At 65.2% G+C, this 20,433-nt stretch carries 16 protein-coding genes; 10 read left to right on the top strand and 6 right to left on the bottom strand.

Annotation, left to right across the window (positions count from 1 at the left end):
- Positions 1-71: 71 nt before the first annotated feature.
- Both ACW9TV_RS04135 and ACW9TV_RS04130 read left to right on the top strand, forming a co-directional pair.
- Complete coding sequence (locus ACW9TV_RS04135) at positions 72-1,376, top strand: NAD(P)/FAD-dependent oxidoreductase (protein WP_494304591.1); 1,305 nt, start codon at positions 72-74, stop codon at positions 1,374-1,376.
- 5 nt (positions 1,377-1,381) lie between these two features.
- Positions 1,382-3,124, top strand: a complete 1,743-nt coding sequence (locus ACW9TV_RS04130) for a DUF885 domain-containing protein (RefSeq protein WP_494304590.1) — start codon at positions 1,382-1,384, stop codon at positions 3,122-3,124.
- Between the two features lie 18 nt (positions 3,125-3,142).
- Here ACW9TV_RS04130 and ACW9TV_RS04125 read toward each other — a convergent pair whose 3' ends face one another.
- Complete coding sequence (locus ACW9TV_RS04125) at positions 3,143-4,960, bottom strand: tetratricopeptide repeat protein (protein ID WP_494304589.1); 1,818 nt, start codon at positions 4,958-4,960, stop codon at positions 3,143-3,145.
- A gap of 128 nt (positions 4,961-5,088) precedes the next feature.
- Between ACW9TV_RS04125 and ACW9TV_RS04120 the strand changes: the two genes are divergently transcribed.
- Positions 5,089-6,522, top strand: coding sequence for an amidohydrolase family protein (locus tag ACW9TV_RS04120; protein ID WP_494304588.1), 1,434 nt, complete (start codon positions 5,089-5,091; stop codon positions 6,520-6,522).
- An 8-nt stretch (positions 6,523-6,530) separates the two neighbouring features.
- Here ACW9TV_RS04120 and ACW9TV_RS04115 read toward each other — a convergent pair whose 3' ends face one another.
- The gene (locus ACW9TV_RS04115) at positions 6,531-7,052 is read right to left on the bottom strand and encodes a MarR family winged helix-turn-helix transcriptional regulator (protein ID WP_494304587.1); all 522 of its coding nucleotides are present in this window, start codon (positions 7,050-7,052) and stop codon (positions 6,531-6,533) included.
- A 361-nt stretch (positions 7,053-7,413) separates the two neighbouring features.
- On the opposite strand from ACW9TV_RS04115, the gene ACW9TV_RS04110 reads away from it, so the two are divergent.
- The 3 genes from ACW9TV_RS04110 to ACW9TV_RS04100 all read left to right on the top strand — a co-directional run bounded on the left by ACW9TV_RS04110 (position 7,414) and on the right by ACW9TV_RS04100 (position 11,706).
- Entirely contained in the window at positions 7,414-8,739 is a 1,326-nt protein-coding gene (locus tag ACW9TV_RS04110) for a M24 family metallopeptidase (protein WP_494304586.1), read from the top strand.
- 89 nt (positions 8,740-8,828) lie between these two features.
- Positions 8,829-9,998, top strand: coding sequence for a pyridoxal phosphate-dependent aminotransferase (locus ACW9TV_RS04105; RefSeq protein WP_494304585.1), 1,170 nt, complete (start codon positions 8,829-8,831; stop codon positions 9,996-9,998).
- A gap of 64 nt (positions 9,999-10,062) precedes the next feature.
- On the top strand, positions 10,063-11,706 hold the full coding sequence (locus ACW9TV_RS04100) for a DUF885 family protein (RefSeq protein ID WP_494305028.1): 1,644 nt from the start codon (positions 10,063-10,065) through the stop codon (positions 11,704-11,706).
- A 25-nt stretch (positions 11,707-11,731) separates the two neighbouring features.
- On the opposite strand, the gene ACW9TV_RS04095 is transcribed toward ACW9TV_RS04100, so the two are convergent.
- Positions 11,732-12,220, bottom strand: a complete 489-nt coding sequence (locus ACW9TV_RS04095) for a MarR family winged helix-turn-helix transcriptional regulator (protein ID WP_494304584.1) — start codon at positions 12,218-12,220, stop codon at positions 11,732-11,734.
- 149 nt (positions 12,221-12,369) lie between these two features.
- Here ACW9TV_RS04095 and ACW9TV_RS04090 point away from each other — a divergent pair, with 149 nt between their 5' ends.
- Together ACW9TV_RS04090 and ACW9TV_RS04085 are read left to right on the top strand one after the other, a co-directional pair.
- Positions 12,370-14,658 (top strand): bifunctional salicylyl-CoA 5-hydroxylase/oxidoreductase, encoded by a 2,289-nt coding sequence (locus tag ACW9TV_RS04090; RefSeq protein WP_494304583.1) that lies wholly within the window; start codon positions 12,370-12,372, stop codon positions 14,656-14,658.
- Positions 14,659-14,677: 19 nt separating this feature from the next.
- On the top strand, positions 14,678-15,085 hold the full coding sequence (locus ACW9TV_RS04085; protein WP_494304582.1) for an acyl-CoA thioesterase: 408 nt from the start codon (positions 14,678-14,680) through the stop codon (positions 15,083-15,085).
- Between the two features lie 39 nt (positions 15,086-15,124).
- Here the strand turns inward: ACW9TV_RS04085 and ACW9TV_RS04080 are convergent, their stop codons facing one another.
- Both ACW9TV_RS04080 and ACW9TV_RS04075 read right to left on the bottom strand, forming a co-directional pair.
- Positions 15,125-16,036 carry a fumarylacetoacetate hydrolase family protein gene (locus ACW9TV_RS04080; RefSeq protein ID WP_494304581.1) on the bottom strand — a complete coding sequence of 304 codons (912 nt, stop codon included), beginning with the start codon at positions 16,034-16,036 and terminating at the stop codon, positions 15,125-15,127.
- A gap of 24 nt (positions 16,037-16,060) precedes the next feature.
- The gene (locus ACW9TV_RS04075) at positions 16,061-17,188 is read right to left on the bottom strand and encodes a cupin domain-containing protein (RefSeq protein WP_494304580.1); all 1,128 of its coding nucleotides are present in this window, start codon (positions 17,186-17,188) and stop codon (positions 16,061-16,063) included.
- 142 nt (positions 17,189-17,330) lie between these two features.
- Between ACW9TV_RS04075 and ACW9TV_RS04070 the strand changes: the two genes are divergently transcribed.
- Together ACW9TV_RS04070 and ACW9TV_RS04065 are read left to right on the top strand one after the other, a co-directional pair.
- Positions 17,331-18,272 (top strand): carbon-nitrogen hydrolase family protein, encoded by a 942-nt coding sequence (locus ACW9TV_RS04070; protein ID WP_494304579.1) that lies wholly within the window; start codon positions 17,331-17,333, stop codon positions 18,270-18,272.
- Between the two features lie 3 nt (positions 18,273-18,275).
- A complete protein-coding gene (locus tag ACW9TV_RS04065) occupies positions 18,276-18,902 on the top strand; it encodes a flavin reductase family protein (protein WP_494304578.1) in 627 nt (208 codons plus the stop codon).
- A 41-nt stretch (positions 18,903-18,943) separates the two neighbouring features.
- Here the strand turns inward: ACW9TV_RS04065 and ACW9TV_RS04060 are convergent, their stop codons facing one another.
- The gene (locus ACW9TV_RS04060) at positions 18,944-20,428 is read right to left on the bottom strand and encodes an indolepyruvate oxidoreductase subunit beta family protein (protein ID WP_494304577.1); all 1,485 of its coding nucleotides are present in this window, start codon (positions 20,426-20,428) and stop codon (positions 18,944-18,946) included.
- Positions 20,429-20,433 lie beyond the last annotated feature (5 nt).

Here is a 20,433-nt window from a genome sequence, read left to right as displayed (position 1 = left end):
GAGGGCATCGCGGCGGGTTTCCAGCCCCCCGGCGCGATATGTTCCTCCTTCGCTTCCGTGACGGAGCGGTGATGCAGCAGCAAAGCATTGCACGCGCCGGCGGGCATCGGGACAGCGTGACCAGCCCGCTGTGGACGGCGACGTCGGCTACAGGGCCCGAGCTCGCCCCGCTTTCCGGCCAGATCGAAACCGACATCCTGGTGATCGGGGGCGGCATCGCGGGGACGACGACGGCCCTGCATCTGGCGGAACTGGGCGTTCGCGTCGTGCTGGTGGAAGCGGGACAGCCGGGCGACGGGGCCACAGGCCAGAGCGGCGGTCTTGTCGCGCCCGACTATATTCGCCATTCGCCGGAATCGATCCAGTCCATGCTGGGCCCTGTTCCGGGCGAGCGGCTGACGCGGATGATTGGCTCTTCAGGTCGACATGTCTTCGACCTGATCCGTCGCCATGAGATCGATTGCGACGCGCGGCAGGACGGATTCTACACGCCTGCCCATACCGAGGCGCTGGCGGAAAGCCAGCGCGGCTATGCCAGCCAGTGGCGCGCGCGCGGCTTTGACGTGAACTTTGTGGATGGCGCGGAAACACGCGGACTGTTCGGCGCAGACCGCTATTGCGGCGCGCTGCACTTTGCCGATGGCGGCAGCCTGAACCCGCTGGCCTATGTCCGCGGGCTGGCCCGGGCCGCCGTGCGCGCGGGCGCGCAACTGCATGCGGACAGCCCGGCGCTTTCGCTTGCGCGGCAGGATGGCGGCTGGATCTGCCGGACGCCGGGTGGCGCGGTGCGGGCCGGGCGCGTTGTGCTGGCGGCGAATGGCGGCAATGCGGCGCTGCATCCGGCGATGCGCCGGACGACATTGCCCCTGCACGTGCTTCAGTTCGCGACCGCGCCGCTGGACACGGCGCAGCGGCAGGCGATCCTGCCCCGCGGCGGCGCCTTTACCGACAAGCTGCCCTATCTGTTCACGGCCCGGCTGGACGGCAACGGGCACATGATTTCCGCATTCCCGGCCTCTTTCCTCGTCCGGGGCGACAGGGCCCTGTTCCGGGAGGCGCGGCGCCGGGTGCGGCAGCATTTCGAAGCCATGCCCGATCCCGAGATCGACTATCTGTGGCGGGGCCTTGCCTGGGTGAATACCTCGTTCCTGCCGGAAATCTATGATCTGGGCGATGGCGCGATCGCCATCCAGGCGTGCAACGGGCGGGGGATTGCGACCAACAGCCTGCTGGGCAGCGAAGTGGCCCTTATGCTGGCCAGGGGCGACCCCGACCTGCTTTCGGTGTGTCCGCGCGCGCCGTCGCCGGTTCGCTTCCATTCCGGCGCGGCCCTGCTGCCGAGGCTGATGATGTCCATGGCCTATCTGACGAACTGACCGGGATGGCTGCCGAGACCTCTGCCGCGATCCCGCGAAGCTTCTGCCGGGCAACTGCCCTGTGTGCCGCCGCCCTGCTGCTGACCGGCGCGAAGGCGCAGGAACTGCCGGACCTGATCGAGCGCTATGAGCGCTTTGCAGAGGCCTATCCGATGGAGGCGGGCCGATCGGATCCCGCACGGTCGCGCGAGGGCTGGCCGGACGAGACCCCCGCCGGAATGGCGCATCGCCGGGCCGAACTGCAGCGGATTGCCGCCGCTCTCGATGGCCTGGACGGGGCGGGCCTGGCAGGGGAAGCGGGGGTTAATCGCGCCTATCTGCGCCAGTTGATCGGATGGCGGATCGAGGGAATCGATTTCGACGAACGTCGCTTCGCCTTTGTTGCGCATGAGGGCTTCTACAATACACCCTATTCGCTGGCGCGGAGCCTGAAGCTGCGCGACGAGGCGGAGGCCCGGGCCTGGCTTCAGCGGATGCGCGGCATTCCGCGCTATTTCGCCGAGCAGAAGGCGAACCTGGAACGCGGCGTCGCGACCGGCTGGACGCAGCCGGCGATCGTGGTGGACGTGGCCGTGGCAATCCTGCGCAACCAGCTGGCCCGGCCAGTCGCCGAGGATCCGATGCTGGAGCCGCTGCGGGCTTTTCCTGCCGTGGCAGCCGAGGCGCAGCGTCTGATCGAGGGCGAGATCCGCCCGGCGCAACGGGCGGCGCTGGCCTATATCGATGGGCCTTACCGCGCCACAGCCCGCCGGGAACTCGGCATTTCCAGCGTGCCGGGCGGGCGGGCCTATTATGACTTCCTGCTGCGCTATTACACGACGACGGATCTTACGGCTGAAGAGATACATGCGCTGGGCGTATCGGAGGTGCGCAGGATCCGGGCCGAAATGGACGAGGTGATCGCTTCGACCGGCTTCAAGGGCAGCTTTGCCGACTGGCTCCGCTTTCTGCGGACCGATCCGCGCTTCTATGCGACCAGCCGGGAGGAACTGATCGAGAAATATGCGGCGGCCTCCAAGCGGATCGACGGCGTCCTTCCGCGCTATTTTTCCATGTTGCCGCGCCAGCCGTTCACGATCGTGCCCGTTCCGCGTGAGCTGGAGGAAGGCTATACGACGGCCCGCGGCGGCGGCGGCGGCGACTTCGAGAAAGGTTTTGCCGGCACGTTTATCGTCAACACGTCGCATCTCGATCAGCGGCCACTTTATGAAGTGACGGCGCTGAGCCTGCATGAGGCAGCGCCCGGGCATCACACGCACGGCGCGCTCAACAACGAGAACAAGGCCCTGCCGGGCTTTCGCCGGGCGCGCGACCTGCTCGCCTTCCGCGAGGGATGGGCGCTGTATGCGGAGCGGCTGGGCCATGAGATGGGGGTGTATCGCGACGCCTATGAAAAGTTCGGCAGCCTTTCGACCGAGATGTGGCGGGCCTGCCGGCTGGTGATCGATACCGGCATCCATGTGAAGGGCTGGAGCCATGCCGAGGCGCGGCGCTGCCTGGCGGAGAATACCGCGCTCGCCGACATCAACATCGATACCGAGCTGGCCCGCTATATCGGCGCGCCGGGCGGAGCTGTCGCCTACAAGGTGGGCGAGTTGAGGATCATCGAGATGCGCCGTCGCGCCGAAGCGGCCCTGGGCGACCGTTTCGACATCCGCGCATTCCACGACATGATCCTGGCGCAGGGGCAGCTGCCGCTGACGATGCTGGAGGCGAAGCTGGACGCCTGGATCGCGGCCGCCCGATAAGCCCCGGCCCGGGACCGGTCAGTGGTCGCCGGCCGGCACGATATCGAAGGCGATGGTGGTTCGATGCCGCTGGTCCGCGAACGGGATCGTGCCATGATAGAAATAGGAAGGGAACAGCACGAGCAGGCCCGGTTCCGGTCGCTCCTTCCGGTCGATCCGTTCCCGCGCGCCGAGTTTCAGGCCGGTTTCACCGAAGGTCAGCCAGCCCTGTTCGCCGCTGGCGACGGCATCGGGCAGCGCGACATAGTAGACGGCGCTGATCCAGCCTTCCGGATGGATGTGATTGCTGTGGTGGCCGCCATCATGCAGCCGAACAGACCATGAACCCGAAAAGGCGAAGCCCGATGTCTTGCGATTCAGGAACGGGTGGGTGGGATCATCCGGCAGCGCGGCGATGTAACGGTGGACCGCCTGTTCGATCATCGCCCGCACCGCCTGCACTTCGGGCAGATCACGGGTGAAGAGATCGTCGGACGTCTGGGTGCCGCCCTTCAATGTCTGTTCGAGCGGATGATTGCGGCCAAGATGCAGCGCGTCCAGCGCCGTGTCGAGCCGGCGGTTGAAGTCTTCGGCGGGATCGCCTTCCGGCAGCAGGCGCAGCGTTCCGACCAGCCGCGGATCGTTCAGCCAGTCCGCCCGGGGATCCCCGAGGAGGCGCCATGCAATCCCCTGCAGCGCAAGGGCCTGCTGGTCGCACGGGTCTGCGGCAAGGCATTTCTCGATGCGGAGCAGTGCGTCTTGCGGGCGGTCAAGGATGAGGAGGGCCCTGCCCTGCTCCCGCAGGCTCGGCAGATGGCCGGGATCGGCTGCGAGGGCCATATCGTAGGCGGCCAGCGCATCATCCGTGCGCCCGCAGGACCAGAGCGCGCGGGCGAGCCCGAACCGAAGCCGGACACCGCCGATGCCTTGCGCCACCGCCGGCGCGAGGAGGGCCACTGAATCGTGCGGCCTGCCGCCCAGAGTGAGCCGATTGGCGAGGCCCTCCAGCAGCCCGGGATTGCGGGGGTGCCGGGCCAATGCCGCGCGGAAACTGTCGAGATGGCTGTCTCCGCCATGATGTTCCCACATCAGCCGGCCCAGAGATTCGTGCATCGCAGTATCGGTGGGGGCCAGGCTGATGGCTTGCCGGTAGGCAGCCGCGGCTTCGTCGATCCGCCCCAGATCCTGCAGGCAATGGCCCAGATTGTAGCGGATCCTTGCCTCTGTCGGCGAACGGTCGGCGCATTCGTGCAGCAGCGGCAGCGCTTCGGCGGGACGACCCGACAGACGGAGCGCGACGGCCAGATTGTGCATCCACGGCAGGTGCCCCGGCCGCAGGCGAAGGGCGGCGCGGTAGGCTTCGATGGCCTGGGCATTCTGCTTCAGCGCGCTGGCCGCCTGGCCGAGGATCGCCCAGGCGCGCGCCTGATCGGGCCGCGCGACCAGAAAGGGGCGCAGCAGCTGTTCCGCGCTGGCGGGCTGACCAAGACTGATGCGCGCCAGCGCGAGATTCAGCCGCGCGTCGTCATGGGCGGCATCCAGTTCGAGCGCCTGCTGATAGGCCGCAGCGGCTTCGGCGTGGCGATCCGTATCGGCCAGGCTGTTGCCCAGGTTGTTGAGAACATGCGGCTGATTCGGCCGTACATCGAGCGACTTGCGGAACAGCGTGATCGCCGCTTCGTGATTGCCGCGGCGCCGGGCGACCATGCCCAGCAGCTGCAGCGCGTCTGGCTGGTCGGGCGTGCCTGCCAGGATGGCCCGTAGACTGGTTTCGGCCGCATCGAGCTGACCTGACCGGGCAAGCGCCATGGCATGGCCGATTTCCCGCGCCTGGCTTTGTGAAGGGTCAAGGTGCATGCCGCGCCTCCGGCTGGCGGGATCGCCTGCCGATCCGGCTTGTTCACGAGCGAAGCAAATCCGCCTTGTGCAGTCAAGCAAGTCTCGCTTTAATTCATGTGTAATTTCACATGTAATTGGAGGCAGTGATGCAAATGCCCGCCACCCGCCGTTCTGCAACCCGCAGGGGGACATGCGACGCCAGGGCCCATCGCTTCCTGACCCGTGGTCTGCTGGGCCTTGGCATCCTCGCTTCTTTCAACATGCTGTCGGTTCCGGCGCAGGCGGCGGCAGGCCCCATGTCGGAGACGACGGATGATGTCCGCCGCCTGCCCATCCCGCCCATCGACCGGAGCCGGGAGCCGCTGGTGGTGATCGCGGGCGGCACGCTGATCGACGGGCGGGGGGGCGCGCCCATCCCCAATTCCGTCGTGATCACGCAGGGCGACCGAATCCTGGCCGCCGGCCCCGCCGGGACTGTTGCCATGCCGGCGAGCGCGGCGCGCACGATCGACGCGAAGGGCCTTTATGTGATGCCCGGCCTGATTGACCTGCACATCCATTTCACGCAGCAGCGCTGCCATGATTTCGGCCGTTACGCCGACAGCCCGGCGGCCGCCGCAATCCGCGGGGTTGCGCTGGCCGAGCAACTGATCGACGCAGGCATCACCGCTGCGCGCGATGTCGGCACGGTTGATGACGTCGCGCTTCGCATCAAGGAGGGCGTCGATCGCGGCATCATCCGCGGCCCCCGCGTGTTCTGGAGCGGGCGTATCATTTCAACGACAGGCGGCCATGGCGACGAGGTGACATCTACGGCGACCGGGCGGCAGAAGCCGGCATTCGGAGGCCCGAGCAATGGCTTCAACGGCCCCTGGGAGTGGCGCACGGCCGTGAGGAGCCAGGTGCGCAACCTTGCCGACTGGATCAAGCTGGGCGCGCCTGCGAATGAGGAGGAGATTGCAGCGGCAATCGAGGAGGCGCACGCGCTGGGCGTTCCGGTCGCGATCGACAGCTATGGCATCTACACCGACCGGGCAATCCGGGCGGGCGTGGACACGCTGGAGCATCCGCTGGCGATGAGCGACAATGCCGTGCCGCTGATGAAGAAGCATGGAACGGCCTTTGTGCCCACCATCGGCGCCTTCGACAATCTGCTGAACGGGGGCTATCCCACCGCGGGGATCCCGAGCGGCGGCTTTTACCACACGCACTCTCGCCGGTTCGTGATCGACCAGAAGGAACATCTGAAGCGCGTGGGCGAGGCCTATCGCGCGGGGGTTCCGATCGGCGTGGGCACGGACATTCCGTTCGAGAATGAAGCCCGCTATCCCGACGCCTACTTCCGGGAACTGACGTATCTGCAGGAGGCCGGGATGAGCAATGCCGCTGTTCTGGCCTCTGCGACGCGGGTGGGCGCGGAGATCATGAAGATGGGCGACAAGCTGGGAACCGTGGAGCGCGGGAAGATCGCCGACATCCTGGTGCTTGGATCCAATCCGCTGGATTCCCTGAAGAATCTTCGCGATGTTCGCTATGTCGTCGCGGACGGCAAGGTGGTTGTCGAAAGGCCCGCGCGATAGCGCAGGCCTTATTCGATCGGAAGTTTGCCGAGGTTGGCGCTGATTTTCTGGAGGGTGCGCAGCAGCTGGGCGATCTCCCGGTTGCTGACACCGTCCATGGCGCGCGTGAACTGGCGCCCGACGATGGGGGTGAGCTTCCGGAGGGTCTGCTGGCCGGCAGGGGTCAGCGTGACCTCGGTGATGCGGTGGTCCTCCGGGTTGGGCTCGGTCGTCACCAGGCCCTGTTCGATCATCCGGTCGATGATGCGGCTTATGGTGGACCGCTTGGTCAGCGCGGCTTCCGCGATTGCGCCGATGCTGGCTGGCTGACGTTCGCGCAGCACCGTCATGACCCGATAGACCGGCTTGGACACGCCGTGCTTGTGCAGCACCTTGTCCATGTCCTCATGATATTTGAAATCGGCGTGCGCCATCAGATAGAATGGCGAATTCTCCAGCCGGAAGGTTGGACTGCTCGGGTCGTAGTCGCCGCGATTCTCCATGATCCCCCCACGCATCCCCGTCGATTTACTCGTCGACCGTTCGCTCATCTGTTCCTCAAAACCCCAATTCAATCAAGCCGTTCCGTCTTGCGCGGGTGGCGTTCCCGTCGAACTAGCCGAAAACATATGTATTTGCACTTAGTTCGTGCGCCTGTTTCGGCAATCCTGGCCGATTGCGTCCGCCGCTTTGGGGCACTTCCTGCATTACGCGGCAAAAAATGTTGCAATCCTGAGACATGTCGCCGCCTCCGGCGGCTTTGGAGTGCGCGCAAGGGTGAGGCGACATGATGGCTATTTGACAGAAATCCTGTGATTATGGATATATTGAGCCGTCGCGCAGCCCGACTGCCCCGGCAGACTCGCCGGATGGTTTCATGCGGTGCGCCTGCGCGGCGGAAGGGGAATGCGCATGGTGGCGAATCGCCGTGGAATGCTGCTGCTGCTTCTGGCCGCGCAGATGTCGTTTGCCGCGCCGCCGGCGGCTGCACAGGAAGCGCGCCAGCGCTGGGAGCAGCTGTGCCAGATCCGCAAGGACAAGCTGGACCTGATCCTACCGGGCGCCATGCGCGAGAATGGCATCGACATGTGGATCGTCGCATCGCGCGAAGGCCATGACGACCCCAATGCCGCAATGCTTGGCGGCGGCTATGTGGGCGACATCGGCTATTATATCTTTACCGACCGGGGTGGCGACCGCATCGAGCGCGCGGCGCTGGGGGTTGGCGGCGCCGCCTTCGATCAATGCCCACTCTATGATCTGAAGGGATCGCCATCCGGCCTGCGCGATTTCGTGGCGAAGCGGGCGCCGAAGCGGATCGGGATCAATGTGGCGACCGAGATCGGCACCGCCGATGGATTGAGCCATTCGCTGCACAGGCATCTGCAGCAGACGCTGGGGCCGGACCTTGCCGCGCGGATGGTCTCGGCCGAGAAGCTGGTATCGGATTTCCGTTCTCGTCATAGCGCCACCGAAATCGCGGCCTTTGCGCGTGCCGGCGAATATTCGCGCAGGATTGCCGAGCGGGCTCTTTCCGGCGAAGTGATCCGGCCGGGCCATACCACCACCGGCGATGTGGCCTGGTGGATGATGGAGCAGCTGCACAAGGAAGGGCTGGGCAACAGCTTCGGGCTTCCCAGCATCTATGTGCTGGGGCCGGGCGATCGCGGCCCAGTTTCGGGGGATCATGTGATCCAGCCGGGCGATCTCCTCACTATGGACTGGGGGGTGAATTACCTGCTGTCCTATACCGACATGAAACGCATGGCCTATGTGCTGAAGCCGGGCGAGACGGCGCCCCCGCCGGGCGTGCAGCGGGCCTTCGACAAGGCGCTGGCCGTGCGCCGCATGATCCTGGATGTGATCCGGCCGGGCATTACGGCCGGGGACGCGTTGGCCGAAGTGAACCGGCGGGTGGCCGCAACGCCGGGGCTTGTGCTTGGCCGCTATGATGACCCCAGCGCAGACCCGGCCGTTTCCGATGTGGTGATCGGCAGCCATTCCGTTGGCGACTGGGGGCATGGATCCGGGCCGTCGATGGCGGATTTCAACCCGCTGCGGATGACCTACACGCTGAAACCCAGCAACTTCCTGTCGATCGAACTGTTCCTCTACACGCCCGTGCCCGAATGGGGGAAACGCAAGATCAAGATCCCGCTGGAGGACAATGGGGTGGTCACCGAGCGGGGACTTGAATGGGTCTATCCCGCGAACAGCCGCATCCTGCTGGTGAAGTAGCGGCCGGCCGGAGAGGGTATGGCCCTTTTCGCTTGTAATTCCTGTTATCACGCAATTAATCACCTGTTTAACCTATCGGAGACCTGGGCATGAAGTGGCCGGCGCAGCGCCTGACGGCGGGATCGAAGAAGAGCTTCGGCATGTATGAGGAAGCAGCGAAGCTGGAGGCGCAGGGCGTTGACCTGATCCACCTGGAATTCGGGCGGCCGCACGCCGACACGCCCGCCCATATCAAGGAGGCGGCCAAGGCGGCCCTTGACGCGGGAATCGTGCACTATGGGGATTTCCGCGGAACCCTTTCGTTCCGGCAGGCGCTGGTCGAGAAGCTGCGGCGCTTCAATGGACTGGACTATGGTGTCGACGAGGTACTGGTGACCAACGGGCTGACGCACGGGTCCTTTGCCGCCTTCATGGCCGCCATCGATCCGGGTGACGAGGTGATCCTGCTGGACCCCTACTATCCCCAGCATATCGGCAAGACCGAACTGGCCGGCGGCAAGGTGGTGATCGCGGAGCTGGACAAGGCCAATAATTTCGCGATCTCCAGGGCGGCAATCGCGAGCAGGATCAGCGAGCGGACGCGGATGATCGTGCTGATCAATCCCGCCAATCCGACGGGCCGTGTCTATAGCCGCGAGGAACTTCAGCATGTCGCCGATCTTGCGATCGAACATGATCTGCTGGTGCTGTCCGACGAGGTTTACGAGCACATCACCTATGGGCAGGCCCGGCATATCAGCATCGCGAGCCTGCCGGGAATGCGCGAGCGGACCATCACCTGCTTTGCCTTTACCAAGGCCTATTCGATGGATGGATGGCGCATTGGCTATCTGACGGCCGATGCGCGGCTGATGCCCGCCATCCTGCGGATCACAATGACCGATGTGACCCATGTGAACGTCTTCATCCAGGAAGGCGCGCGGGTTGCGGTGGAAGGGCCACAGGACGCCATGCATGCGATGGTCGAGGCGGACCGGCGCAAGCGGGACATCGTGGTGCAGGCGCTGAACCAGATGCCCGGTGTCAGCTGCGCCGAGCCCGAAGGCACCATCTATGCCTTTCCCGACATCAGCGGGACAGGGCGATCGTCGCAGGAACTTGCCACCGCCATCCTGAACGACGCGCATGTCGTCGTGGAAGCGGGGAGCTTCTATGGACCGGGCGGGGAGGGACATCTGCGCATCTGCTTCGGATCGGAATCCGAGGCGCGGATCATCGAGGCGATGGAGCGGTTGGGTCGCTTCTTCAACGCCCTTTGATCCAGTTCGCCCTGAAGGGCCGGGCCGCCCCCGCGTGGCCGGAAGTGGGAGAATAGCCGTGAAGATGAAGCTTGTTCTGGCCGCCCTGCTGGCTGCGCCGCTGACGTCGGCTGCCATGGCGGCCCCTGTGGCCGCGCAGGCGGAGGCGCAATCCGGCTATCCGGCGCTGCTGGCCCTCTACAAGGAGTTTCGGGCTTTCACCGTGCCGCCGATGCGGGATGGTGTGCCGGATTATTCCCCGGCCACTATGGCCCGGCAATATGCAGGGCTGCAGCAGCTTCAGGCGCGTCTGAAGGCGATCGACGACAGTGGCTGGCCGGTTTCACAGCGCGTCGACTACATGCTGGTCCTTGCGGAGATGCGGGGGATGGAGTTCCAGCATCGGGTGGTGCAGCCATGGAAGCGCGACCCGGCCTTCTACAGCACGACCAACCTGGGCTTTGGCCCGAAGATGCATGGCGCCCTGCCGATCCCGAAGCTGCCGTTGTCGGCCGACAAGGCCGCACTGTTCAAGGCGCGGCTTGAGGCCGTGCCCGAGGCGCTGAAGCAGGCGCGGGCCAACCTGACCGACGCACGCGGCGACCTTGCACGCCTGGCGATCGCGCAGAAGCAGGTGGAAGTGAATGTCTATGGCGAACTGGCCGAACGGGCGGCGGCGGTGCAGCCGGAGCTTGCTGCACCGGCCCGCCGGGCGCAGGCCGCGGCCGCGGAATTCAAGGCGTGGCTGGAAGGAATCGAGGCAGGGCTGCCGGCGCATGGCGGGGTCGGGCGGGACAATTACGCCTGGTATCTGAAGAATGTGCTGCTGCTGCCCTATACGCCTGAGGAAGTGGGCCTGATCGGTGAGCGTGAATATCAGCGGCAGGTCGCGTTCCTGAAGATCGAGGAGCATCGCAACCGCGACATCCCGATGCCGGAGCCCGTGACCACGCGCGCCGAGTTCGACGCCAAGCGCAAGGTGGAGGACGAGGATCTGCTGAGGTTCCTTCGCGACGGCGACTGGGTGACCATCCCCGATTATGTGAAGCATGACCCCGAAGAGGGGCCCTACCAGTTCCCGTTCGAGAAGGATCCGTCCAGGCCCGGCCTGTTCGATCCGCCGCTGGACCTTCACTTCTTTTTCCAGGCGGAGTTCCGCGACGGGCGCCCGCTGCGCGCGCACAATCTGCCCGGACATGCCTTTGATTCGTTGCAGGCCGCGCGCGACACGCGGCCGATACGCGGTGCGCCGCGGCTCTATTTCGTCAACGGCCTGCGGAACGAGGGCTGGGCGTTCTACCTTGAGGAGCTGATCCTGCAGGCCGGAATGCTGGAAAAGCTGCCGAAAACGCGCGAGATCGACTATATCCTGGGCGCGAAGCGCGCGGCCCGCGTGCTGCCCGAGCTGAAGATGCAGGCCAATGAATGGACCTGGAAGCAGGCGAATGAATCGCTGATCGCGCGGACTCCGAAATGGATGAAACCCGGCGATGCCGTCGCGCAGTTCGATATCGAGCTATATCTGCGCCAGCCTGGCTATGGCATCGGCTATTACATGGGCAAGGTGGAGCTGGAGAAGCTGCTCTCCGATGTTGCCATGCAGCAGGGCGACAAGTTCGACATCAAGGCCTTCCACGACAGGTTCCGCGCGGCGGGCTCGATCCCGATCTCGTTGATCCGGTGGGAGATGACTGGTCTGGACGACGAGATCCGCGCCTTGCGGCAATAGCCTAGCGGCGTCCGTCGGGCGGATGTCAGCCCTCGTCCGAGGCCTCCGTTCCGATGGACTGCCGCAACTGGTCGAGCAGGTGGAAGAGCGCGAGCTGCTGGTTCCGGTCCATGCCTTCGAACATGCCCTTGATCCAGCCGTGATGCGCGGCGGCCAGTTCCTGGAAGTGCCGGTGGCCGGCCGGTGTCATCGAAACCAGTGAAGATCGGCGGTCATCCGGGGCGGTGCGGATGGTGAGATAGCCATCCGCTTCCAGCTGGCGCACCACGGCCGTGACATTGCCGTTGGAGACCAGCAGCGAGCGGGAGAGCTCGCTCATCCTCAGGCTGTCGCTATGACGATCGAGCGTGGCGAGGATGTCGAAGCGGGGCAGCGTTGTTCCGAACTGCTCCGCGAAGCGGCGGCGCAGGCGCTTCTCGATGATGGTCGAGCAGCTCAGCAGGCGCAGCCACAGGCGGACATCGACCCGGCGGGTCAGGGCGCCATCATGCTTTTCCCTGATCTTCGTTGCCATCCTGTCGTCGCCTGTCCTTTGCGGAATTGCTTCATGCCTAAAGAAGGGGATGCGCGCGCGCAATGCCATTGGAAGACGCGTCCGGGCCGGGCGAGGCGGGTTGCACGCAGGGGGATAATATTTTAGGTCTAAATTAAATGGAGGATTTGATGCGCATCCTGTGTCTGGGCGGAGGGCCTGCCGGGCTCTACTTCGCGATCTCGATGAAACTGCGGAACCCGGGCCATGATGTCGTGGTGCTGGAACGGAACAAGGCGGGCGACACATTTGGCTGGGGCGTGGTCTTTTCCGACCAGACGCTCGAAAACCTGCGCGACAATGATCCTGTGAGCGCGGCCACGATCGCGGGGGAATTTGCCCACTGGGACGACATCGAAGTGGTGATCGGCGGCCATGTGGAACGCTCATCCGGGCACGGCTTCATCGGCATCGGCCGCAAGCGGCTGCTCCAGATCCTGCAGGACAGGGCGCTCGAACTGGGCGTGAGGCTGGTGTTCGAGACGGAGTTCGAAGCGGATCTGTCCCGCTATCAGGACTATGACCTGATCGTCGCGGCGGATGGCATCAACAGCCGCATCCGCACCGAACATGCCGAGCGGTTCGGGGTGGACATCGAGACCCGCGCCAACAAGTTCATCTGGCTGGGCACGAAACGCCTGTTCGAGGCGTTCGCCTTCCTGTTCGAGAAGACCGAGCACGGCTGGATGTGGGCGCATGCCTATCGGTTCGACAGGACGCACTCCACCTTCATTGTCGAATGTTCCGAGGAAACCTGGCGGAACTTCGGCTTCGAGGACATGGAGCAGGCCGAGATCATCGCCACCTGCGAGCGCGTGTTTGCCGCGCACCTGGGCGGTGAGGCGCTTCTGACCAATGCCGCCCACCTTCGCGGATCCGCCGCCTGGATCAATTTCAGGCGCGTGCTGTGCCGCAACTGGTCGTTCGACAATGTGGTTCTGCTGGGGGATGCGGCCCACACGGCGCATTTTTCCATCGGCTCGGGAACGAAGCTGGCGCTGGAGGATGCGATCAAGCTGGCCGAGGTGATGAGCCGGAAGAGCGTGAGCAGCCGGGCGGGGATGGCGGCGGCGCTGGCAGAGTATCAGGAAGAGCGGCACACCGAAGTGCTGAAGATCCAGAATGCCGCGCGGAATTCCACCGAATGGTTCGAAACGCTGGACCGCTATCTGGGCTTTGCGCCCGAGCAGTTCGCCTATTCGCTGATGACGCGTTCCCAGCGGATCAGCCACGAGAATCTGCGTCTTCGCGATCCGGCGTGGCTGGCCCATATCGAGAAATGGTTCTTCGCCCAGGCTGGCGCGCAGGCGGATAAGCCCGTGCCGCCGATGTTTGCGCCCTTCCGGCTTCGCGGACTTGAGCTGGCGAACCGGGTGGTCGTGTCACCGGTGCTGACCTATTCGGCAGAGGACGGCCTGATCGGCGATTTCCATCTGGTTCATTATGGTGCGCGGGCCACTGGCGGCGCCGGGCTGGTGATGACGGAAATGACGGCCATTTCGGGCGATGGACGCATCACCCCGCGCTGTCCGGGCATCCATACCGATGCGCAGGTCACTGCCTGGAGACGCCTGACGGATTTCGTGCATGCGAACAGTGCGGCAAAGATCGGCATCCAGCTGGGCCATGCCGGGCCGCGGGGTGCGACAGAGGCCGATGCCATGCGGCCGGACAGGCCGCTTGACGCGGGCTGGCCGCTGCTTGCGGCTTCCGCCCTTCCCTATCGGCGCAACGCCACGCCGCGCGCGATGACACGAGCGGACATGGACGGCGTGCGCGACGCCTTCGTGCTGGCCGCAACCAATGCGCGCGCCGCAGGCTTCGACCTTGTCGAGTTGCAGGCCGGCCATGGCTTCCTGCTGTCCAGCTTCATCACGCCGCTGATGAACCAGCGGACCGACGACTATGGCGGATCGCTGGAAAACCGGCTTCGCTTTCCGCTGGAGGTTGTCCGCGCCGTGCGATCGGCGTTGGGCGACACGATGCCGCTGGCGGTGCGCATCTCGGCGAACGACTGGGCGGGTGAGGCCGGCGTGACGCCGGAGGAGGCGGTGAAGATTGCGGCGGCGCTTTCGGAGGCCGGCGCCGACCTGATCGACGTGTCGGCCGGGGAAACCTCAGCGGCGCGCCCGACCTATGGCCGGATGTTCCAGACGCCATTCTCCGACCAGATCCGGAACGAGGCCGGGCTGGCGACGATCGCTGTCGGCAACATCTTCGAGCCGGATCATGTGAACTCCATCCTGGCGGCAGGCCGTGCGGATCTGGTGGCGCTTGGCCGCCCGCACCTGGCGGATCCTTCGTGGACCCTGCGCGCGGCGGCAGAGGCAGGCTATGACGGCCTGCAGATATCGCCCCTGCAGTCCATCGGACTGGAACAGCTCACCCGGACCCTCCAGCGCCGCACCGCAGGCAATTGAACGGATCGGACCGAATCGAATGAGCTTTGTTTCGCGCCAGAAAGTCCGCTTCGCCCACTGCGACACGGCAGGCATCGTCTTCTATCCGCGTTACTTCGAGCTGCTGAATGCGGCCGTCGAGGATTATTTCGCGGATTTCATCGGCGTCGACTTTGCAGCCATGCATGTGGGACGCGGAATCGGCGTGCCCACCGTGAGCCTGCAAGCGGAGTTCGCCATCCCCAGCCGACTGGGCGACGACCTCGACTATGCACTGACATTCGAGAAGGTCGGCAGCAGTTCTGCGACCGTCCGCGTGGTGGTTACATGTGGGGATGAACTGCGCTTCAGCGCCCGGGTTGTTCTTGTCTGCGTCCAGCTTGATTCGGGCCGGTCCATCCCATGGCCCGCGGACATCCGGCCCCGGGTGGACTCCGCCGCGACCTGAGACGCGGCCGCCGGCGGAAGGGCCGGCGGCCGTTTCGCTTCAGCCCGCGACGATGGCGTGCCGCAGGCGGCCGATGCCTTCCACCCCGGCTTCGATCACGTCACCGGGCCACACCCATTCCTGCGGGTCGCGGCCGGCGCCGACCCCTTCGGGCGTACCGGTCGCGATGATGTCGCCCGGCTCAAGCGTGATGCCCTGGCTGATGTCCGCAATCAGATCGTCCACCTTGAACAGCATGTGGCGGGTGTTGGACCGCTGCTTTTCCACGCCGTTGACGGTCAGCCAGAGGTCCAGCGTCTGCGGATCGGGAATCTCGTCTGCCGTGACGATGCATGGCCCCATCGGGGCGAAACTGTCCTGCCCCTTGGAGTAGATCCATTGCCCGGCCCGGCGGCAGTCGCGGGCGCTCATGTCGATCAGCAGCGAATAGCCGAACACATGGGACAGCGCCTGATCGACCGAAACCCGGCGGGCGGTGCGACCGATGACGGCGGCCAGTTCCACTTCCCAATCCAGTTGCTGCGTGATGTCCGCCCGATGCACGATCGGGTCGTCCGGGCCGATCACCGTCGTCGGCGGTTTGGAGAAGATCACCGGCTGCTTGGGCAGATCCTTCGAGGTGTCGAGCGACTTCGCGCTTTCGGCGACATGTTCGACATAGTTTAGGCCGATCCCGAAGATGTTCTTGCGTGGGCGCGGGATGGGCGCGAGCAGCCTGACATTGGCGAGCGGCGGGGCGCCATCCACCGGCCAGCGGCCCCGGGCCTCGTCCAGCAGAGCGCGAACTTCCGTGAGGGCAGCCGGGCCCAGATCGATGAGGTCGAGCATCCGCGACGGCAGGGGAACGCCTGCGCGCGCGCCGAGCTTCGCCACGTCGATGACGAGATCATCGACCAGGACGCCCAGCCGGGCCTCCGCTTCAACAGACGCGCGGTAGGTAACGAGACGCATGAATATCCTTTCGGAAGTCGGGTATCAGGAATGGACGGGCTGGTGGCCGCCGTTTTCGGCGAGGCCTTCGGAACGGTAGAGGCCAAGCGCCCGCATGGTCGGCAGATCGTGAAACGAGAAGAGGCAGGCATCCTCGGACGTGGAGCCGTTCACATGTTCGTGCCACATCCACGAGGGGACCACGAAGATGTCGCGCTCCTTCCAGGCGAGCTTGCGGCCCCCGACGATGGAATGGCCCGATCCCTTTGCGCACTGATAGACGAAGCTGCCGACTTCCCGGTGGGCCTTTGTGTGCTCCCCAGGGCGCAGCATCTGCATCGAAGCGCCCATGGTCAGCATCGGCGGCCCGCCGGTGAAGGGGTTCACATAATCCATGTGGATCCCGTCATAGGGCGACCCGTCGCTGACGCGGGAGAGGCGCTGAAGCGCCTCGTAGGTGGGCCCCCATTCATATTTCAGCAGCGGGGAATAGCGTTTGGACCAGCTTTCGCCCGCTGGCCGCAGGGCGGGATTTCCCCATTTGGCGGTGGAATCGTCGATGGGGAAAGAGACGGCCTGCTGAAGATCGGGATGCACTTCGTAGAAGTTGGCCTCCAGCGCGTTCATCAGCGGAATGTCGAGACCATCCTGCCAGGTGCAGATGGTGCCGTCCTCGCTGACGCCATGTTCGTGCCACGTTCCGTTCGGGGTGAGAACGAAATCATTCGCGCCCAGTGTCATCTTGTGGCCGTCGACATTGGTGAAGGCACCGGAACCTTCCATGATGAAGCGCAGCGCGGACGCGGAGTGACGATGGCTGGACGCACATTCGCCGGGGCGCATCACCTGGATTCCGGAATAAAGCCAGCCGACCGCCGCGGTCACATCCGCGCGGCCGGGATTGGCGAGATAGACCACCCGCCGACCGGCCTGTTCCGGGGTGACGAGATCCAGCGCCCGGAGCACATGCGCACGCAGACGGTCATAATGCCAGACGAACGGAACGGAGGTGGAGGCCGGCTCCCAGGGCTCGATCTTGTTCGCGACCGTCCAGAGCGCACCGGCGCCCTGCTTTTCGAGATCCTTGTAGAAGGCCACCAGCTCGTCGGTATCGGCGACGTTGGCACGGCCGATGACCTCCTCTCGGTAGCTGTCGTAGCTCTCGCTTGCCATGCAGGGCCTCCGCTCGGAAATTATTCTAAGCCTAAAATATCTTGCGCCGGATTGTCAACGCGCGGCATAGTGCGGAAGAGTGGATCGAAGGGCGCCAGCGAAGGCGCAAGCGGACGATCATGCAGACGATGGAGACGTGCCGATGGAAGGATATGCGGGCCAGTACAGGGCAGCAGTCGTGCAGGCCGCATCGGTTCCGTTCGATCCGATGGCCTCGGCTGAAAAGGCGGCCGCGCTGATCCGCGAAGCCGCAGGCGCGGGGGCGCGGCTCGCCGTATTTCCCGAAGTGTTTCTGGGCGGCTATCCGAAGGGGGCCGGCTTTGGCACGCCCGTGGGCATGCGCAAATCCGAGGGGCGTGATGCCTATCGGCGCTATCATGCGGGCGCGATCGACCTGGACGGGCCGGAACTGGCCCATGTGTTGCAGGCCGTGGCCGAGACCGGGCTGTTCGTGGTGATGGGCTGCCTGGAGCGCGACGGCGGAACGCTTTATTGCACGGCGCTGTTTCTGGATGGCACCAACGGTCTTGTCGGCTGGCACCGCAAGCTGATGCCCACAGCCGCCGAGCGGCTGATCTGGGGCTTCGGCGACGGTTCCACCATGCCGGTGATCGAGACGTCACTCGGCAGGATCGGGGCTGTCATCTGCTGGGAGAACTACATGCCGGCACTGAGGCTGGCGATGTACGACAAGGGGATCAGCATCTATTGCGCGCCGACCGCCGACGACCGCGACACCTGGGCGCCTTCCATGCAGCATGTGGCGCTGGAAGGGCGCTGCTATGTGCTTTCGGCCTGCCAGCATATCCGGCGCGGCGCCTTTCCGGCGGATTTCGAATGCGCGCTGGGGGACGATCCGGAAACGCTGCTGATGCGCGGCGGGAGCCTGATCGTCAGCCCGCACGGGCAAATCCTGGCGGGGCCGGATTTCAGCGGCGAGACGATCCTCTATGCCGACATCGACCTGGGCGAAGTGGTGCGCGGCAAATATGATTTCGATGTCGTCGGGCATTATGCGCGGCCCGATGTCTTCCGGCTGATCGTCGACGAACGGCCGCGCCCGCCCGTCGAGCGGATCTCCTGACCGGTGGAGTGGGATTTTCGCACACTGGCGAAGGCCGACCGCTACAAGCTGATGGCTTCCTGTATCACGCCACGGCCCATCGCCTGGGTGACGAGCCTGTCGGGTGCAGGCGTGCCCAATGCCGCACCCTACAGTTTCTTCAACATGGTGGGCGATGATCCGCCGACCGTCGTTCTGGGAATCCTGGGCCATGCCGAGGGGCGGTTCAAGGATACAGCCGCCAACATCGTCGAAACGCGCGAGTTCGTGATCAATCTGGTGGATGAGGCGCATGGCCCGGCCATGAACCTGACCTGCATTGACGCCCCGCCAGAGGTCGATGAAATCGCGTTCGCCGGACTGGAAACCACCCCCAGCCGGCTGGTTGCACCGCCCCGCATCGCAGGCGTGCCAGCCAGTTTCGAGTGCCGGCTGCTTCAGGCCATCGACACCGGGCCCCGGCAGCGCCTGGTGATCGGCGAAGTGGTGCATGGATATGTACGTGACGACTGCGTGCTGGATGCAGAGCGCTGTCACATCGACACCCCGGCGATGAAGCTGATCGCGCGGCTCCACGGAACGGGCTGGTACAGCCGCCAGACGGATCTGTTCCAGATGGTCCGCCCCCGCTGGGAAGATCAAACGGACTGACGACAGGCGCTGGCCGCGCCTGCGGATCAGGCTGCTACGGATCAGGCTGCGGCCACGAAGCCGGTGGGGCAGTCCCCGGCCAGCAGCGATTCCCGAAGCGCGCGCACCTGCTGCGACATTCCGGGCGCGTCGGGCGTGGCGCGCACAATCGCGATGATGCGGTTGAAGTTGGCGAGCCCGCGATCGAAGGTGTCGCCATAGCCTTTCAGCAACGACTGTGTTTCGACCAGCTCGACCGCCAGCGCATTGTCGCGCCGGGCGGTCGTCCGCACCAGTTCCAGCCAGTCCTCGATACGGGCCTGTTCATGCACATAGCGCAATGTCCGGGGGCGGATCGGGCGCAGGCTGGCAAGAAGCCGGAGCGCAAGAAACCAGCGCAGGCTCGTCGTTTCGACATGACGGCCCTGACTGAAGGCGCGTTCGAGCATCCGGCGCAGACCGTCGCTTTCCAGGATGCGGCGGCCCAGTCCGGCGGGAAGGGTATCGCAGATTTCCTGCACGCGGGGGTGCATATATTCGGTGACCTCTAGGATCTGGCCGTCAGCCAGCTGCACTTCGCCGGCGATGCGCTTCGCGCGGGTGCCGCGGATTTTCAGATCCGCGATCCGGATCGTGTCTTCATAGGCCATCCACAGCGCCAGGTGCCTTGCCGCTGAAACAGTGAGCCGGTGATCGTCGCTGCCATCGTCGACCGCGGCGATCGCAGCCAGCCTGTCGAGATAGAGTTCGGCATAGGCCCTGCCCTGATAATCCATCAGGCGCTTCAGCCCCTCGTTCGCCATCGGCCACGCCGGTTCCGGCAGGACGGATCCGGATCTGGCGGCCAGCGCCTTGCCGGCGGCGCTGACGGGGGTGGCGGGCGCCTTATTATCCCCACCGACTTCGGTGATCTGTCCCTCTGCCCCCGCAACGCCGGCCGCAAAGCCCTTCAGGTTGGACGCCACCGCCTTGCCGTTGCGCCGGATCGCATCCCGGAAGGCTTCCTGGCCAAAGGGCAGAACAGCGGCCCCTGCCAGCGCGCCGAACATGACAGAGCTGATGACACTGCCCGAGCTGGCCGAGACGGCGTCCATGTCGAAGCCGATGAAACGGCGCGCCCGCCGCACGGCGGCATCGAGGATCCGCTGCGAGGATGCGATTCCGTCCCCTGGAACGGTCTTCTCGGAGATGGCGTGGATGCGGTGAGTCGAACCGATGAGCGTGGTATGTTCCGCGCTGACGAAGCCGCGCAGGATTGCGCGTCCGGCTTCCATGAGTTCGGAAGCGATGACGATGTCGACGTCGCCGGGAACAGGCATCAGGGCCAGCACCGGATCGGGCCGGTTGTCACCCGACGCACCCTTCTTCACCAGCTCGATATAATAGACGGTGGAGCCGGTCCGTTGCGCCACGCCCGGAACCGAAGTGCCCTGCGCGACATAACCGTTGTGCGAGGCCAGATCGAGGATCCAGTCGGCCAGCACACCGCCGCCCTGGCCGCCCAGCGCCAGTATGGCGATTGTGATGCGGTCGCGATCCGGTCTCATCTCAG

It is taken from the genome of Sandaracinobacter sp. T42, assembly GCF_059115405.1.
The sequence above is the reverse complement of the archived record's forward strand: the minus strand, read 5'-3'. Positions and strand labels throughout refer to the sequence as shown.

Coding starts and splice junctions, on each gene's coding strand:
- ACW9TV_RS04070 (WP_494304579.1), top strand. CDS start 17,331: ATGGAAGGATATGCGGGCCAGTACAGGGCAGCAGTCGTGCAGGCCGCA.
- ACW9TV_RS04060 (WP_494304577.1), bottom strand. CDS start 20,428: ATGAGACCGGATCGCGACCGCATCACAATCGCCATACTGGCGCTGGGC.
- ACW9TV_RS04105 (WP_494304585.1), top strand. CDS start 8,829: ATGAAGTGGCCGGCGCAGCGCCTGACGGCGGGATCGAAGAAGAGCTTC.
- ACW9TV_RS04120 (WP_494304588.1), top strand. CDS start 5,089: ATGCAAATGCCCGCCACCCGCCGTTCTGCAACCCGCAGGGGGACATGC.
- ACW9TV_RS04100 (WP_494305028.1), top strand. CDS start 10,063: ATGAAGCTTGTTCTGGCCGCCCTGCTGGCTGCGCCGCTGACGTCGGCT.
- ACW9TV_RS04085 (WP_494304582.1), top strand. CDS start 14,678: ATGAGCTTTGTTTCGCGCCAGAAAGTCCGCTTCGCCCACTGCGACACG.
- ACW9TV_RS04095 (WP_494304584.1), bottom strand. CDS start 12,220: ATGGCAACGAAGATCAGGGAAAAGCATGATGGCGCCCTGACCCGCCGG.
- ACW9TV_RS04090 (WP_494304583.1), top strand. CDS start 12,370: ATGCGCATCCTGTGTCTGGGCGGAGGGCCTGCCGGGCTCTACTTCGCG.
- ACW9TV_RS04110 (WP_494304586.1), top strand. CDS start 7,414: ATGGTGGCGAATCGCCGTGGAATGCTGCTGCTGCTTCTGGCCGCGCAG.
- ACW9TV_RS04115 (WP_494304587.1), bottom strand. CDS start 7,052: ATGAGCGAACGGTCGACGAGTAAATCGACGGGGATGCGTGGGGGGATC.
- ACW9TV_RS04125 (WP_494304589.1), bottom strand. CDS start 4,960: ATGCACCTTGACCCTTCACAAAGCCAGGCGCGGGAAATCGGCCATGCC.
- ACW9TV_RS04080 (WP_494304581.1), bottom strand. CDS start 16,036: ATGCGTCTCGTTACCTACCGCGCGTCTGTTGAAGCGGAGGCCCGGCTG.
- ACW9TV_RS04135 (WP_494304591.1), top strand. CDS start 72: ATGCAGCAGCAAAGCATTGCACGCGCCGGCGGGCATCGGGACAGCGTG.
- ACW9TV_RS04130 (WP_494304590.1), top strand. CDS start 1,382: ATGGCTGCCGAGACCTCTGCCGCGATCCCGCGAAGCTTCTGCCGGGCA.
- ACW9TV_RS04075 (WP_494304580.1), bottom strand. CDS start 17,188: ATGGCAAGCGAGAGCTACGACAGCTACCGAGAGGAGGTCATCGGCCGT.